The organism is Frankia sp. CpI1-P (assembly GCF_001421075.1).
GTDB classification, from domain to species: Bacteria; Actinomycetota; Actinomycetes; order Frankiales; family Frankiaceae; genus Frankia; species Frankia torreyi.
Map to the genome: position 1 here is coordinate 20,664 of NZ_LJJX01000014.1, position 15,764 is coordinate 36,427.

Sequence of the window (15,764 nt, forward strand, 5' to 3'; positions counted from 1 at the left end):
AAGTCGGCTTCGCGCCCTCGGGCCCGTCGGGCCGGGGCTGCCCGCTCGCCAGGGTGTCCCGGTGCAGCCGGGCCGCGCGGTTGCGGGCAGCCTCCCGCAGCCCCTGGGTCCGGGAGTCCGTCAGGACGACCCCGCGGCCGGGCCGGGACGGGCGGGCGTCGCGCTCGCCGATGACCAGCACCCACAGGCAGCCGACCAGGGTCGCCACCGCGAGCGCGCACACCGCGACGGCGATGAGGACCAGCGTCCCCTCCGACCACGGCGACCAGGCCGTCATGTCGTCCCACGCGTCGCCGAGATCGCCGTCCTCCGGCCGCCAGAAGTGCGGGAACACCATGCTGATCGACCAGACCTGCAGGGTGACCGCGCCCGCGAGGAACAGCAGCGGCATGACCCGCGACAGGTACCGGCCGGTGGCCGCCGCCCCCAGACCGATGCCGATCGCCAGCGACACCAGCCCGNCGTACAGGTATCGGCCGGAGATGCCGCTGACGTGGAACTGCTTGTCGAAGTTCTTGGCGGACTGCACCGCCATCAGCCCGAACAGGCCCCACGTGACCCACAGCAGGAGCAGCAGGTCGACCCGGATACGCCAGTTGCGGGCCCGGATCAGCGCGAGTGCGAAGAAGAAGATGACCAGGGCGGTGCCGGTGNGGACCGGGACGGTCGTGAGGTTGACCTCGAACCAACCGAACGATCCCCACCAGCGCAGGATCGTCCCGTTGATCAGGATCTCCCGGTAGGCGCCCCAGTCGTCGCCGAGGTACTGGCCCAGCGGGAAGCCGGGCGTCTCCGGCTGGAAGGCCCCCCAGCGCACGACGTTGACGATCCACCACCAGCCGCCCAGGGCAACCATGATCGCCCCGCCGAGCAGGATCTGCCGCCAGGGCGGTCGCTGCGCGGCGGCCGAGGGCCCGGCGGGTCCCGCGTCGGCGAGCCGGAACGGCCGGATGTCGGCCCGACCGCCGCCGGTGCTCGCCGCGCAGCCGCGGCCGGTGCTCGCCCTGGGTGGGGGCGTGCCGGCCGGGTCCGCCGCGGGCGCGCGCGCCCGCAGCGCGCGGGCGTCCCGCCGGGCCCGGGACCAGGCCAGCACGTAGGCCAGCGCGGCCATCGGGACCAGCACGATCGCCAGCGATTTCGTCATCAGGGCGAGGCCGACGAAGCCACCCGTCCAGGCCGCCGTGCGCAGTGAGGTGTCCCCGCGCAGCACGTAGACGATGCTCACGGTCGCCAGCCCGGCGGTCAGGACCAGCAGGTTGTCGTTGTTGACGCTGGAGCCGATGTGGGCCANCTCCGGGATGGCCAGCGGGACCAGTGCCGCGCAGGTCCCCGCCACCCGGCTGCCGTCGGACAGCCGGTGCGCCCCCGCCCAGGCCAGCAGCGGCAGCGGGGCCACCATCGCCGCGCTGACCAGGCGCAGGATGCCGATGATCTCGTCCCAGCGCAGGTTGTCGCCGCCGCCCGGGATCGCCTTGAGGATCACCGCGTTGACCCAGTAGTACAGCGGCGGGTGCTGGACGATCTGCTGGATGCCGCCCCTGGGCGCAGGCGTCCGCTCCAGTTCCTCCCAGCTCGGCCGCTCGTCGCGGGGCGTCGCCCGCGCGGCGGTGAAGGGCCCCGCGGAGAGGTCACGCGGCCGCTTGTCGGAGCCGTAGGGCGCCGCCATGATCGCGCCGACCCCGCCGCGAGTCACGATCACGTGCCCCGGATGGGGCCAGCCTTTGCCCTCCACCAGGCGCATCACGGCGTCGACGTGATTGGGCTCGTCGGGCGCGTGGTACTGCGGCATCATCACCGACCAGCCCGCCAGCACCGCCGTGAACAGCAGGGTGATCGCCCAGACGGTGGGGGGCGCGGTGCGCAGGATGCGCCACGGCCGAAAGCGGGTCCCGTCGGGGATCANGGCCGGGGCGGGCGCGGTGGCGGCGCGGGCCGCTGCGGTCGAATCCACGGAGTCACCCAAGCTCTGCACGGTCCCATCGGACGAAGGTGCTGTCATGCTACGGACACCCCCGCTCGGTTGACTGCCCGGGTATCCGCACATCGGCCCTGGTCGCGGACGGTGGCAAAGTGCCTTCTGGCGTGCCGCAGGTCACCGTCCGCAGTGTTCCCCCGAGACTCGAGTCACAGTCCGGCGGTGTCCGTGGTAGGCCCGCCTCAGGCCGCACGCCTCAGGCCGGGCGCCCACCGCTCGGCACCGCGAGCCCACGTCTCAGCCCGCGAGCCCACGTCCCAGCCCGCGAGTTCGTGCCTCGGCCCGCGAGCTCGTGCCTCAGCGCCAGGAGTCGATGTGGCCGACGACCTTTGCCGGTGACCCGGCGACGACGGCCTTCGGTGGGACGTCGCGGGTGACCACCGAGCCCGCCGCCACCACCGCGCTCTCGCCGACGGTGACACCCTTGAGGACGATCGCGCCGGTCCCGATCCAGGCCCGGTCCTCCAGCACGATCGGTCCGCTCACCGGCTGCTCGACACCGTCGACGACCATGGGATGGAAGTCGTTGTCGAGAAGCTGGGTGTTCCACGAGACGTTGCAGTAGGCCCCGATGGAGATCCGTTCCCGGACGAGGATCTTGGCGAACCCGTTGACGTTCGCGCCGGGGCCCAGTTCCAGCACGCCGGAGTCGACGACGACCCGCACGCCTCGCTGCAGCGAGACGACCCCCTCGCAGCGCAGCCGGCCCTCCGGATGCACCCGGATGATCGAGGTGTCGCGCTTGGTCGACAGGCCGAACCCGCCGAGGCCGACCCGCAGCGCCGCGCCCTCGGCGAACTCGATGCGCTCCCGACCCTCGATGACGGTCGGCGAGCCGAGCCAGATCGGCTGCTTGTGGGCGAGCGGGTACCGCAGTCCTGCGACGAACGAACGGGCCGAGGTCTCCCGGGCGGCCCGCAGCGTCCGCACGTGCCGCACGTATTCGCGTAGATCACTTCTGAACGCAGCCACGGCTCAAACAGTAGGCGCCGACGTGGCCCGGTCGTCGGCCCGGTCGTCGGACCTCGGGACGGGACGTGCCACTCTAGAACGGCGCGTCCGAATGGACGGACCGCGCATCACCGCCACGGACCGGCGATCGGAGTGGGGACGACGTCGGGCCGCGCCATGCACCGGCCCGCCGCCCCGCAGCGGCGATCACCGCCGGGAACGACGACCGGGAGCCACACCGACGTGAGTGTCAGCGCCATCCACAAGCCCGACCATCCGGAGGGCAGCACGCCGACGCAGCCTGCGGCCGGCGACGACCTCGTCGCGCTCGGACCCGACGTCCCTTACGTCACCATCGTTCTGCCCTGCTACAACGAGCAGGACCATGTGGTGCGCGAACTGGAGCGCATCACGGCGGCGATGGACGCCAGCGGGTACGCCTACGAGATCCTCGCGATCGACGACAAGTCGACCGACAACACCCTCGCCGTCCTGCGCGACGCGGCCCCCCGCTTCCCCCGGATGCGGATCATGCCGTTCCGCCGCAACGGTGGCTCGGGCACGGCCCGGCGCATCGNCACCCAGGAGGCCCGGGGGAAGATCGTCGTCTGGACCGACGCCGACATGACCTACCCGAACGAGCGCATCCCGGAGTTCGTCCGCTACCTGGACGACAACCTCGACGTCGACCAGGTCGTCGGGGCCCGGCTCACCGAGGAGGGGACCCACAAGTGGGCCCGGGTGCCGGCCAAGTGGCTCATCCGGATGATCGCCCAGCGGCTGTCCGGGATGAAGATCCCGGACCTGAACTCCGGCCTGCGCGCCTTCCGTCGCGAGGTCTCCCTGCCCTACCTGCGGCTGCTTCCGCCCGGCTTCAGCTGCGTCACCACGATCACGATGTCGTTCCTGTCCAACCAGCACCCGGTCGACTACATCCCGATCGACTACGCGAAGCGCGCCGGGACGTCGAAGTTCCACCCCTTCCGCGACGCGCGCCGCTACATCCTGCAGGTGCTGCGGATGGTCATGTACTTCGACCCGCTCAAGGTGCTGATGCCGATCGCCCTGTGGATCATGGGGCTGGGCTTCGTCAAGCTGATCGTGGACCTCGTCCGCTACGACTTCCACGTGGCGACCTCGACCCTGCTCGCGATCCTCGTCGGCTTCCAGATCGCCGTGCTCGCGCTGATCGGTGACCTGGTCGCCCGTTCCCGCAGCAACACCTGACCATGCGCGTCGCGGTCATCGGCCCGACCCACCCGTACAAGGGCGGGATCGCCCAGCACACGACCGAGCTCGCGCACCGGCTGGCCGCTCTGGGGCACCAGGTCGTGATCGAGTCCTGGTCGGACCAGTACCCGGCGCGNCTCTACCCGGGCGTGCAACGCGTCGCAGAGCCGGAGATGGAACCGTTCGGGTCGACCCGCTACCCGCTGTCCTGGCGCCGGCCCGAGGGCTGGGTCCGGCTCGGCCGGCGGCTGCGGCGCGAGGCCGACGCGGTCGTTCTGGTCGTCGTCACCCCGATCCAGGCGCCTGCCTACCTGGCCATCCTCACCGCGCTGCGCGGCCGGGCCGGGCGCCGGGGCGGCGGCCCGCGGGTGCTGGCACTGTGCCACAACGTCCTGCCGCACGAGCGGCGCGCGGTGGACGAGCCGCTGATCCGGGCGGTGCTGCGGCGGGTGTCCGCGGTGCTCGTGCACACCGCGGCACAGGCCGAGCTCGCCGCGACGCTCACCTCGGCGCCGGTGGTGGTGGCCGAGATGGCCCCGCACCTGTGGTCCTCGCCGACCCGGCGGCGCCCGGAGGTGACCGAGCCCGCCACCCAGGCCGAGCCCGGCGTCCGGGCCACGGCGGGTGGCCGGCCGCGGCGCAGCCTGCTGTTCTTCGGGCTGGTACGGCCCTACAAGGGGCTCGACGTGCTGTTGCGGGCGCTGGCCCGCGGCCCGGCAGACGTCCGCCTCACCGTCGCGGGGGAGTTCTGGGGCGACGCCGCGCAGACCACCCGCCTCATCGCCGACCTCGGCCTGACCGACCGGGTCGACGTGCGGGCCGGTTACGTCGACGCCGCCGAGGTGCCCGGCCTGTTCGCGGCCGCGGACGCCCTGGTGCTGCCGTACCGGGCGGGCACGGCGTCGCAGAACGTCGATCTCGCGCACCTGTACGGCCTGCCGGTGATTGCAACGACCGTGGGCACCCTCGCCACCGCGGTCCGTGACGGCGTCGACGGCCTGCTGGTCCCGCCGGACGACGTCGACGCGCTCGCCGCGGCCCTGCGCCGCCTCTACGAGCCGGGCGTGCTCGCCGACCTGCGGGCGAAGGTCTCCCCGCCCGACCCGCAGGCGGCCTGGGGAAACTACCTCGACGCGGCGCTCGGCGCGCTCGGTGACGGGTGAGGATGCTCAGCCAGGTCCGACCGTGGTCCGGCCTGCCGCCCGGCTCGTCGCGTCGCGTCCGGAGACGATCACCTGAGGTATATCTGACGGGTCCAGGCGCGAACGGGGCCCACATGGCGGGCAGACTGTCCGTCAACAACGGCCGGAACGGAAGGCGGACTGGTGAGCCCCGTACGTGACGACGCCCTCGCCTTCGTGGGTCACCAGGTCCACGTGATGCGCCGCCGTGAGGTCGGCACCCTGCTGGAGTGGGCGGGCGAGCTGACCGGGCGCACGCTGCTCGACGTGGCCGGCGGCGACGGCTACTGGGCCGGTCAGGCCGCCCGCCGCGGGGCTCGCGCCGTCTGCCTCGACCTGGCGCGGCACAAGCTGGAGTTCGGTCGGCGGCTGCGCGGCCATCCGGGGCTCGTCGAGGGGGACGCGCTGGCGCTGCCCTTCGCGGCGACCACCTTCGACGTCGTCATGTCGGTGTGCGCGATCGAGCACTTCGACGACGGGCCGGCCGCGCTCGCCGAGATGGCCCGGGTGCTGCGCCCCGGCGGCGACCTGGTGATGTCCGCGGACGCGCTGACCCGGGCGACCGCCTGGCCGGACCTGTTCGACCGCCACCGCGAGCGCTACCACGTCAAGCACACCTATCCGGGCGAGCACCTCGCGAAGCTGCTCGACGACGCCGGGCTGGACGTCGTCCGGCAGACATACATGTTCCGCAGCGAACGCGCCGAGCGGCTGTACCTGACGTTGTCCGCGAGGGGCGGCCGGGCCGGTTGGAACGCGGCGGCGGTGCTCTCCCCGGCCGTCGCGCTGGCCGACCGCCGGGCCCCGGACACGGCCGGCAGCGTGGTGCTCACGCACGCCCGCAAGCGGGGGAGCTGAGTCGATGGCCCGGCGCTCACGGCCCGGTGAGGGGCCGCGCCGCACCCCACCGCGCACCCCACCCCCACCGCGTACCCCNCCCCCGCCCCGCACCGGCCCGCCCCCGCCGCCGAGCTCCCGCTTCGCTCAGCGCGCGGTCGCCGCGCTCCTCACGGTGCTGCTGTTCGGCCTGATCATCTTCGGGGCGGGCGCCGCGGCCGACGCCGCGGACGGCGAACGGTGGTGGGGATATCTCATCGGCGGACTGTTCTGCGTGGTCATGGTCGCCGCCGCCCTGCGCAGTCGCCAGCGCTGAGCCGGGGCTACCGGCTCGGGGTATCCGGCTCGGGGCTTCCGCTACCTGCCCACTGAGCTGCGGCTACCCGGGCGGGTGCCGCCCCGGCGCCCCCCGGGCCCGCGCAGATCGGCACCTGGGTGGCGCTCGACGGGCCCCTGAATCGGGGCCGCTGAGGGGCCCGGGCAGACTGTGACCCGTGCGTGTGGGCTTCCTCGTCGAGCAGTTGCTCGCGCCGGTTCCGGGTGGGACCGGCCGCTATTCCGCCGAGCTCGCGACCGCCCTCGCCCGCCGTGCCGCGCCGGGGGACGGGGTGGTCGGCTGGTGTGCGGCGCGGCGCGGCGTCGATGCCGCGGGGCTGCCGGGCGTGCTCGGCCCGTTGCGCCTCGGGCTGCCCCGCCGGGCGTTGGCCGCGGCCTGGTCGCGCGGTGTCGGCCCCGCGCCGACCGGCGTGGACGTCATCCACGCGCCGACCCTCCTGCTGCCGCCCGCGGGCGGGACCGCCGGCCGCGTGACCGGCTCGGTGGTCGAGACCCTGCGTGGTTCTGGCCGGTCCGGCACATCGGACCGGTCCGAGTCCGTCCGGTCCGAGTCCGTCCGGTCCGGCGACCGGCCGGCGGGGGGTCCGGCGCGGCCGCCGCTGGCCGCGTGGGCCGCGCACAGCGTCGCGCCGGCGCTCGGGGACGCCCTCGACCGACGCCGGCCGCGACCGAAGCTGGTCGTGACGATCCACGACGCGGTGCCCTGGACCCATCCCGAGACGCTGACCCCGCACGGGGCGCGCTGGCACCGGCTGATGGGCGAGCGCGCCGCCCGGCACGCCGACGCGGTGATAGTCCCCACCCTGGCCGTCGCCGCCGAGGTGGCCCGGCACCTGCCGATCCCCCCCGAGCGGCTGCACGCCATCGGCGAGGGGGTGGCCGAGGCGGTCGTCCGCGTGCCGGCCGACGCCGATGCCCGTGCGGCCCGCCTGGGCCTGCCCCCGCCGGGTGGCTACCTGCTCACCCTGGCCACGCTGGAGCCGCGCAAGGGGCTGGACACCGCGCTCGCCGCGCTGCGCCGGCCGGATGATCCGGGCCTGCCGCTGGTGCACGTCGGCGCGGCCGGCTGGGGCGGACTCGACGTGCGCACCGAGGCGGCGCGGCACGGTCTGGACGGCTCCCGAGTCCGCACTCTTGGGCGGATCAGTGACGAGGATCTCGCGGTCGTGCTCTCACGCGCCGGGGTGCTGCTGGCGCCGAGTCGGTCGGAGGGCTTCGGCCTGCCTGTGGTGGAGGCGATGGCGCACGGGGTGCCGGTGGTGATCTCCGACGCCCCGGCGCTGGTCGAGGTCGCGGGGGACGCCGCGCTGGTGGCCGGCGTCGGCGACGCCGCCGCGCTGTCGTCCGCGGTAGCCCGGATTGTCGGCGATTCGGACCTGCGGGGGCGGCTGTCGGACGCCGGACGCACGCGTGCGCAGGCATTTACCTGGAATGCGGCGGCGGAGGCGACGTGGGCGCTCTACCGTCGAGTCGGCGGCTCCCCTGCCGTGTCAGTCGCCGCTGACGGGCGGGCGTAGTGTTGCCCCCGTTGGGAAGCAAGCGGTCACCGTGAAGCAAGCGGCCACCCCTGTCAGGGTGGCGCGTCAGGGAAGGAGCGCCGTGGGACCCCGGGTGCTCGTCGACGCGACTTCGGTCCCGGCCGACCGTGGTGGCGTAGGGCGTTATGTCGACGGGCTGGTCGCGGCGCTGGGCGCGGCCGGTGCGGATATGGCGTTGGTCTGCCAGCGGTCGGACGAGGAACGCTACAGCCGGATGGCTCCACATGCCACCGTTCTGTCCGGGCCGGCGGCCATCGCCCACCGGCCGGCGCGGCTGGCGTGGGAGCAGACCGGGCTGCCACTGGTCGCGGAGCAGGTGAATGCCGACGTCATCCATTCACCGCACTACACGATGCCGCTACGGGCCCAGCAGCCCGTCTGCGTGACCATCCACGACGTCACCTTCTTCACCGAGCCGGACATGCACACGGCGGTGAAGGGGACGTTCTTCCGCTCGGCGATGCGCACCGCGGTGCGCCGCGCCGCCCGGATCATCGTCCCGTCGAAGGCGACCCGGGACGAGCTCATCCGCGTGCTCGACGGGGAGTCGACCACCACCGACGTCGCCTACCACGGCGTCGACACGTCGACCTTCCACCCGCCGACCGAGGAGGACAAGCTGCGGGTGCGTCGCCGCCTCGGCCTGGGCGACGCGCGCTACGTGGCCTTCCTCGGGATGCTGGAGCCGCGCAAGAACGTCCCGAACCTGATCCGCGGCTGGGCCGAGGCGGTGCACTGGCGGGACGAGCCACCCGCCCTCGTGCTGGCCGGCGGTTCGGGCTGGGACGACGACGTCGACGCCGCCGTCGCCTCGGTGCCCAGCCACCTGCGGGTGATCCGGCCCGGCTATCTGCGGTTCTCCGACCTGCCGGGGTACCTGGGCGGGTCGTCGCTGGTGGCCTACCCCTCGCACGGCGAGGGGTTCGGGCTGCCTGTGCTGGAGGCGATGGCCTGCGGCGCGCCGGTGCTGACCACCCCGCGGCTGTCGTTGCCGGAGGTCGGCGGGGACGCCGTCGCCTACACCCAGCCGGACCCGGACTCCATCGCCCGCGAGATGGGCGCCCTGCTCGACGACGCCGAGCGACGCAACCAGCTCGGGCAGGCGGGCCTCGCCCGGGCCCGGGAGTTCACCTGGGCGGCGAGCGCCGAGGCCCACCTGGCGAGCTACGCGCGGGCCGTCGCCGAGCGCTGAGCGCCCGCGGGCGGCTCGCGTCCGGCCCACCGACCGCCGATCGACGGGGGGCGGTGGGCGGTGGGCGGTGGGCGGTGGGCGCGAGCCTGCCCGCCGACGCCGCGCCTCATGGCCGACTCCCCGCGGGCGGCCGGCCCCGGGGCGAAGACCGCCGCAAAGGGCGCGCTACGGTCTCCTCGGCACGGATGCCGCTCGCCGTCGCCATGGCGGCGCGGGCCGTGCCGGTCGGACGGATGGCGGGCCGGCGGGGTGGACGGGCCGGCGAGGTGGACGGGCCGGCGGAGACGGGTGGGCCGGTGAGACGGGTGGGCGAGGACATGGGTGTGGAGCCGGAGATACGGGTCGTCGTCGTGACCTTCCGGTCCGGGGAGATCATCGGTGCGTTCCTCGACTCCCTGGCGAAGGCGACGACTCGGGCGTACGAGGTCGTCATCGTCGACAACTCCCCGAAGCTCGACGCGGGCACCCGGGCGGCGGGGGAGCGCCCCGAGGCGCGGCTGCTGCGCCCGGGCCGCAACCTCGGCTACGGCAGCGCCGTCAACCGAGGTGCCGCCGGCGCCGACGCGCCCTGGCTGGTGATCTCCAATGCCGACATCTCGTTCCAGCCGGGGGCGCTGGACGAGCTGATCGCCGCGGCGCAGCGCTGGCCTGGCGGGGGTGCCTTCGGTCCCGGGATCACCAACCCGGACGGTGCCCTCTACCCCTCGGCCCGCGACCTGCCGTCGTTGGGGCGGGGAATCGGCCACGCGCTGTTCGGCTGGTGCTGGCCGACGAACCCGTGGACCGCCTCCTACCGCCGGGAGCGGGGCGCTCCGCGGGAGATGACCGCCGGCTGGCTGTCCGGCTCCTGCCAGCTCCTGCGCCGGGAGGCGTTCGAGGCGGTCGGCGGTTTCGACGAGTCGTACTTCATGTTCATGGAGGACGTCGACCTGGGCCGGCGGATCGGGGCGGCGTCCTGGCAGTCGGTGTACGTGCCGTCGGCGGTCGTCGAGCATCTCGGCGGGCACTCGACGAAGCGGTCGTCCCGGCGGATGGTGGTGGCCCACCACCGCAGCATGTTCCGCTACCTGTCCCGGCAGTACCCGGGGCCGGCGCGCGCGCCCCTGCGGTTGCTGCTCGGCGCCGGGCTCGGCGCCCGGCTGCTGCTCGCCCTCGCCTTCGCCAAGGACAGTGCCGGGGCCCGGGCGACCCGGTCCGCGGAGCTGCTCACGGATCGCGGGACCACCACCGGGGGATGAACCGCGGCGGCCGGGCGCGCGTGGTAACGGCGCGCTGAACAGAAAGTATCTGCCCCATGGCGGCACGTTCGGGGTAGTGGTCCCGCTGCCCATCCGTCTTTAAGGGCTACCGCATGTCCTGCGACACTAACTGTCCATGGACGCAGTGATGCTTGTCGGCGGTCAGGGGACCCGTCTACGACCACTCACGATGTCGGCCCCCAAGCCGATGTTGCCGGTCGCNGGGGTGCCGGTCACCGCGCACATGCTGGCCCGGGCGCGCGACGCCGGGATCGAGCGGGTGGTGCTCGCCACCTCCTACCGGGCGGAGGTCTTCGAGGAGTACTTCGGGGACGGGTCCGCCCACGGCCTCGAGCTGGAGTACGTGACCGAGACGGAACCGCTGGGCACGGGCGGCGCCATCCGCAACGTCGCGGGGCGGCTGCGCGGCGGCCCGGACGACCCGGTCGTGATCTTCAACGGTGACATCCTGTCCGGCCTGGACATCCAGGCCCTGATCCGCCGGCACACCGCGGCGGACGCGGCCGTCACCCTGCACCTGACCGAGGTGCCCGATCCGCGGGCGTTCGGCGTGGTGCCCGTGGACGCGGACGGCCGCGTCACCGAGTTCCTGGAGAAGACGCCCGACCCGCCCACCAATCTGATCAACGCCGGCTGCTACGTGTTTCGCCGTTCGGTGATCGACACCATTGCCGTGGGTCGGCCGGTATCGGTCGAGCGGGAGACCTTCCCCGCCCTGCTGGCCGCCANCACGCCGGTCATGGGCTACCCGGACAGCACCTACTGGCTCGACCTCGGCACGCCGGCGGCGTTCGTCCAGGGCAGCCGCGACCTGGTGACCGGCCGCATGGTCTCCTCGGCGCTGCCCGGACCGGTCGGGGACTGCCTGGTCCTGGCCGGCGCCGCCGTGGCCGCCGATGCCAAGATCGGCGGCGGCGCCACGGTGGGGGCGCGCGCCCGGGTGGGCGCGGGCGCCGCGGTCGACGGCGCCGTGCTCTTCGACGGCGCGGTCGTCGAGGCCGGCGCCACCGTGCGGGACAGCGTGATCGGCCGCGATGCTGTGATCGGTCCCGGCGTCCTGCTCGACGGTGTGGTCGTCGGCGACGGCGCCGTCATCGAGCGGGGTAACGAGCTGCGGGCCGGTGCGCGGGTGTTCCCGGGCGCGGTCCTCACCGCNGGCGCGGTCCGGTTCAGCTCCGACCGCACCTGATCCGGGCGATCCCGGCCGACTGTTGCGGCCGACTATTGCGGCCGATCGTCGGATGGGTCCTGATTGACGGGCCAGACTGATGTCCGTGCCGGTCAGTGCCGCACTCGGCGCCTCACTCAGCGCATCGGACGCGCTCACCGCCGTCATCGTGCGCACCTTCGCCGTGCTGCGGGTGCTGGGCCTGGTCACCACGGCGCTGTACCTGGCGGTCTGGTGGTCCTGGTACGGCCGGCACCCGCTGGGGCTCGCCGCCGCACTGCTGGAGCTCGCCTGGGGGCTCGGCTACGTGGCGCTGACCCTTCGTCGCGGGCTCGGCTCCGGGTTCGTCCTCGCCAACGTCGGCGCGGGTGCGGCCGGGGCGCTCGCCGCCGGTGCCGCCGTTCCGGCGGTGTCCGTCGGCGGTGCGGGGACCTGGGTCTACCTCGGCTGCGCCCACGCGGCCCTGGTCGCGGGCGCGATGACCAGCCGGCGGGTGTTCGCCGGCGTTCTGGTCACGCTGTGCGCCGCCCTGGTGGGCGGGGTGGGCGTGGCCGGGTGGCTCGCCGCGGCCGTGCCCACCGGCGTGGGCTGGACGGCGTCCGCGGCGGCGCGCGCGGCGTTGGATCCCGGCGGCGCCTATCGCCGGGTCGCCGTCTCCGTTCTGCTCGTCACCTGCCTGTCCCTGCTCACCCGGTTCGGGGTGGGGCGGCTGCGGGCGACCGCGGGCAGGGCCGACGGCCGGCTGCGGGCGGCGGCGGACCATGAGCGGGCCGAGACGATCGCTGCGGCCCGTGCCCGGGCGGAGCGGGAGCGGGAACGGGTCCTGCACGACACCGTGCTCAACACCCTCGCCGGCATCGCCTGGGGCGGTGGCGACGACGCACGGCTCGCCCGGACCCAGGCCGAGGATGCCATCGCCGCCGTGCAGGGGCTGCTCGACGGCCCGGCCGGCACGGCCACCCGCAGCCTCGACGCCCGGCTCGACGCCGTCGCCGACGCCGCCCGGCTGCGCGGGCTGCGGGTGCGGCTCGGCCGGACCGGCAGCGTCGGCATGCCCGGCTCGCCCCTGCCGGGCACCGCGAGCGGGCCGGACCTGCCGGCCGAGGTGGCGGCCGCGCTGGCCGCCGCGACCGCCGAGCTGCTGTCCAACGTCCGCCGGCACGCCGGCACCGGCCAGGCCTGGGTCACGGTGCACCGCACCCCGACCGCGGTCGGGGTGATGGTGCGGGACGAGGGGCGGGGTTTCGACCCGGCCGCCGTGCCCCCGGATCGGCTCGGGCTGAGCCGATCGGTGCAGGCCCGGCTCGCCGAGGTCGGCGGTCGCGTCCGGCTGGCCGCCGCCCCCGGCCGCGGCACCCGGGTCCTGCTGACCTGGGCGCGGACCGCGCCACCCGCCGACCCGGGCGCCGCGGACGGGCCGCCGGGATGGGCCGGTTCGGCCGCCGTCCGCCGGGCCTCGTCCGCCCGGCAGCCCCAGGCTCTGTCCGCCCGGCTGTCCCAGGCTCTGTCCGCCCGGCTGCCCGGTGGGCTGTCCGCCCGCCCTCCCGGTGAGTTGCCGGCCCGGACGTCCGCGGAAGCCGGCGAGGCGGGACCGAGGCTGGCGTCCGCCGAGGGGCTGCGCGACGTCTACACCGCGAGCCTGCGCCGCGCGGTGGCCTTCGCGGCCGTGATCTGGTACCCGTTTACCGGGCCGGTGCTGCTCGTGCTGCCCGGCGGGCTGCGCACGTCTCCGGCGGCCATCGGGCTGTGGCTCCTGCTCGGTGCCGCGGTCGTCGTGGTGACCCGGCGGGTGCGCCGCCGCCCGGCCACCCGGCTCGAGGCCCTCGGCCTGGTGGCGTGCGGGCTCGCGGTGATGGTCGCCACCGCCGCGCTGGTCGGCACCGCCGATCCAGGGGCGAGTCGGGTCGCGGCCTGGCCGGTGCTGGTGCTGCCGCTGCTGCTCATGCAGGTCACGGTGTCCCGGCCGGCGGTCGAGTGGATCGCCGCCCTGGGGTGCGCGGCCGCCACGCTCACCGGCGTCGCGGTGTTCGGCGCCGTGCCGGGGCCGTTGCCGTTCGCGCAGCTCCTCTCGGCGCTCAACGCCCTGGCGGCGTTGCAGATCATGGCCGCGATGGGCGGGCCGGTGCTGCGCCGTTCGGCGGACGCGGCGGCCCGGGCTCTCGGGNGGGAGGCCCGCCTCGCGGCCGGGCGGGAGGCCGAGGTCCGGATCCGGACGGATCGGGCGCGGACGCTCGGCATGATCGAGCGTGAGGTCCTGCCGCTGCTCGCGGCGGTGCGCGACGGTCTGCTCGACCCGCGTGACCCGGCGGTGCGCGAGCGGTGCCGGCGGTTCGCCGCCATGATCCGCCGCACCCTCGTCGCCAGCCACACCGCCGCGCTCGGCGACCTGGCGACGGCGCTGTTCGACGCGGAGTCCCGTGGCGTCCGTATCGACGCCCAGGTCGCCGGGGATCTGCGGGTGGCCCCGGCGCCCGTGCGCGCCCGGCTCGAGGCGCTGCTTCCGCGGGTGCTACAGGCGATCCCGGGCCCCCGGGCGCTGCTCACCCTGATCTGCGACGCCACCGGAGGCAGCCTCACGCTCACCGCGGCGGGCACGGCGATCCCGCCGGACTGGGCGCGTGCGATCACCGGCCCGGGCCCGGGGGCCCCCGGCGGCGCGCCCCGGCCGGGCGCCACGGCCGTGGCGGTCAGCGCGGACGGCGACGACGGCCAGCTCTGTCTGCAGATGAGCTGGGTGGTGGCCGCCGGTGGCGAGACCGACCCGGCGGCCGGCGTGCCCCACGGCGCCGGCCGGGCGACGGCGAACACCGATCGGTGAATGCGGCAATTTTCGGCCGTCGGCGGGGACAATCGGCCCCATGAGGTTCAGCGTGGAACGCGACGTGTTCGCCGACGCGACCGGCTGGGCCGCCCGGCATCTCCCGAGCCGGCCGGGTCTGACCCCGAACGTGCTGACGGGCCTGCTACTCGAGGCGGCGGCGCCGGCGGCCGGCCCGCAGCCGGGCGCCGGCCTGCTCGTCTGTGCCTTCGACACCGAGGTGGCCGTGCGGGCGCCGGTGGCGGCGGCGGTCGAGGAACCGGGCCGGGTCCTGGTGCCCGGCCGGCTGCTGGCGGACATCGTGCACAGCCTGCCCGCGACGACGGTCGAGGTCGCCGTCGACGGCGACCGGCTGGTGCTGCGCTGCGGCAGCGTGCGCTTCACCGTCCCGCTGATGGACCTCGCCGACTATCCCGAGCTGCCGCGCTTTCCCGCCCCCATCGGCGAGGTGAACACTCTCGGGTTCGCCGCGGCGGTCGGCCAGGTCGCCCCGGCGGCCGGGCGGGACGAGACGGTGCCGGTGCTGACCGCGATCCGGCTGGAGATCTCCGGGCGCGGCCTGGTCCTCGCGGCCACCGACCGGTACCGGCTGGCGGTGCGCGCCATCCCCTGGCAGCCGACCGTCGACGATCCCTGGGCCCTGGCCCACGTGCCGGCCAAGGTGCTCGCCGAGGTGNCCCGCACGCCCACCTCGGCCTCCCGGATCGTGATCGGGCTCGACCTTGCCGACCCGGCGGGCGCCCGGCTGGGCCTCGCCGCGGCCGGGCGGCAGACCATCGTCCGGCTCATCGACGGCACGTTCCCCAACTACCGCAAGCTCCTGCCCGAGACGGCCGCGTACACGGTCACCGCGCAGACCGCCGCGCTCGCCGCCGCGGTCCGCCGGGTGGCCGTGGTCGCCACCCGGACCGCGCCGCTGCGCTTCACCTTCACCCGGGACCAGGTCGTCGCGGAGGCGGGGGACGGCAGCGGGGCCCAGGCCAGCGAGACGATCCCCGTCGAGTACTCGGGGCCCGAGCTGTCCGTGCTGTTCAACCCCTCGTACCTGCTGGACGGGCTCGGGGCGGTGGAGGACGACGAGGCGACCATCGGGTTCGTGGCCGCCGACCCGGCCGAGGCCACCGCCCGGCCGGCCGTGCTCACCGGCAAGGACAGCGGCGGGGTCCGCGGCCCCGGCGGCGGTCCCGTGGACGAGGGCGCCTTCCGCTACCTGCTGATGCCGATTCGCACCGGCTCCGCCGCCTGACCCAGGCCCGGGTCACGGGCGCCGGCCAGCCGG

General features: G+C 75.0%; 8 protein-coding genes and 10 pseudogenes. 14 read left to right on the forward strand and 4 right to left on the reverse strand.

Going from position 1 to position 15,764, the window contains the following annotated elements; all coding sequences use genetic code 11:
* Window positions 1-462 precede the first annotated feature (462 nt).
* From FF86_RS46485 to FF86_RS11615, 4 genes and pseudogenes are all read right to left on the reverse strand, one after another.
* Window positions 463-653: pseudogene (locus tag FF86_RS46485) on the reverse strand (hypothetical protein); the annotation flags it as partial.
* 1 nt (window position 654) lies between these two features.
* A pseudogene (locus FF86_RS46490) lies at window positions 655-1,290 on the reverse strand (glycosyltransferase family 39 protein); the annotation flags it as partial.
* A 1-nt stretch (window position 1,291) separates the two neighbouring features.
* Window positions 1,292-1,792: pseudogene (locus tag FF86_RS46495) on the reverse strand (hypothetical protein); the annotation flags it as partial.
* 480 nt (window positions 1,793-2,272) lie between these two features.
* The gene (locus FF86_RS11615) at window positions 2,273-2,947 is read right to left on the reverse strand and encodes a DapH/DapD/GlmU-related protein (RefSeq protein WP_236705601.1); all 675 of its coding nucleotides are present in this window, start codon (window positions 2,945-2,947) and stop codon (window positions 2,273-2,275) included.
* A gap of 222 nt (window positions 2,948-3,169) precedes the next feature.
* Here FF86_RS11615 and FF86_RS46500 point away from each other — a divergent pair.
* The 14 genes and pseudogenes from FF86_RS46500 to FF86_RS46530 form a co-directional block, all read left to right on the forward strand.
* A partial coding sequence (locus tag FF86_RS46500) for a glycosyltransferase (RefSeq protein ID WP_242418607.1) occupies window positions 3,170-3,503 on the forward strand: 334 nt, incomplete at its 3' end.
* A gap of 1 nt (window position 3,504) precedes the next feature.
* A pseudogene (locus FF86_RS11620) lies at window positions 3,505-4,153 on the forward strand (glycosyltransferase); the annotation flags it as partial.
* A 2-nt stretch (window positions 4,154-4,155) separates the two neighbouring features.
* Window positions 4,156-4,292: pseudogene (locus tag FF86_RS46505) on the forward strand (glycosyl transferase); the annotation flags it as partial.
* A gap of 1 nt (window position 4,293) precedes the next feature.
* Window positions 4,294-5,319 (forward strand): annotated as a pseudogene (locus tag FF86_RS11625) (glycosyltransferase); the annotation flags it as partial.
* Between the two features lie 162 nt (window positions 5,320-5,481).
* The gene (locus FF86_RS11630; protein WP_044884640.1) at window positions 5,482-6,195 is read left to right on the forward strand and encodes a class I SAM-dependent methyltransferase; all 714 of its coding nucleotides are present in this window, start codon (window positions 5,482-5,484) and stop codon (window positions 6,193-6,195) included.
* A gap of 473 nt (window positions 6,196-6,668) precedes the next feature.
* Window positions 6,669-8,027, forward strand: coding sequence for a glycosyltransferase family 1 protein (locus FF86_RS11640; protein WP_055866188.1), 1,359 nt, complete (start codon window positions 6,669-6,671; stop codon window positions 8,025-8,027).
* Window positions 8,028-8,109: 82 nt separating this feature from the next.
* Window positions 8,110-9,240: a glycosyltransferase family 1 protein gene (locus tag FF86_RS11645; RefSeq protein WP_044884637.1), complete on the forward strand. Its 1,131-nt coding sequence runs from the start codon at window positions 8,110-8,112 to the stop codon at window positions 9,238-9,240.
* Window positions 9,241-9,557: 317 nt separating this feature from the next.
* On the forward strand, window positions 9,558-10,478 hold the full coding sequence (locus FF86_RS11650; protein ID WP_044884668.1) for a glycosyltransferase family 2 protein: 921 nt from the start codon (window positions 9,558-9,560) through the stop codon (window positions 10,476-10,478).
* Window positions 10,479-10,614: 136 nt separating this feature from the next.
* Window positions 10,615-10,700, forward strand: an 86-nt coding sequence (locus tag FF86_RS46510; RefSeq protein ID WP_255355765.1) for a sugar phosphate nucleotidyltransferase, incomplete at its 3' end; no start/stop codon positions are given.
* 1 nt (window position 10,701) lies between these two features.
* Window positions 10,702-11,227, forward strand: a pseudogene (locus tag FF86_RS46515) (NDP-sugar synthase); the annotation flags it as partial.
* A gap of 1 nt (window position 11,228) precedes the next feature.
* Window positions 11,229-11,654 (forward strand): annotated as a pseudogene (locus tag FF86_RS46520) (NDP-sugar synthase); the annotation flags it as partial.
* A 113-nt stretch (window positions 11,655-11,767) separates the two neighbouring features.
* Window positions 11,768-13,831: sensor histidine kinase (locus tag FF86_RS11660; RefSeq protein WP_242418608.1), on the forward strand; the 2,064-nt coding region annotated here is incomplete at its 3' end.
* A 694-nt stretch (window positions 13,832-14,525) separates the two neighbouring features.
* A pseudogene (locus tag FF86_RS46525) lies at window positions 14,526-15,161 on the forward strand (DNA polymerase III subunit beta); the annotation flags it as partial.
* Window position 15,162: 1 nt separating this feature from the next.
* Window positions 15,163-15,731: pseudogene (locus FF86_RS46530) on the forward strand (DNA polymerase III subunit beta); the annotation flags it as partial.
* Window positions 15,732-15,764 lie beyond the last annotated feature (33 nt).

Bases quoted from the DNA above. Each gene is read 5' to 3' on its own strand.
- FF86_RS11650 (WP_044884668.1), top strand. From the start codon at position 9,558: ATGGGTGTGGAGCCGGAGATACGGGTCGTCGTCGTGACCTTCCGGTCC.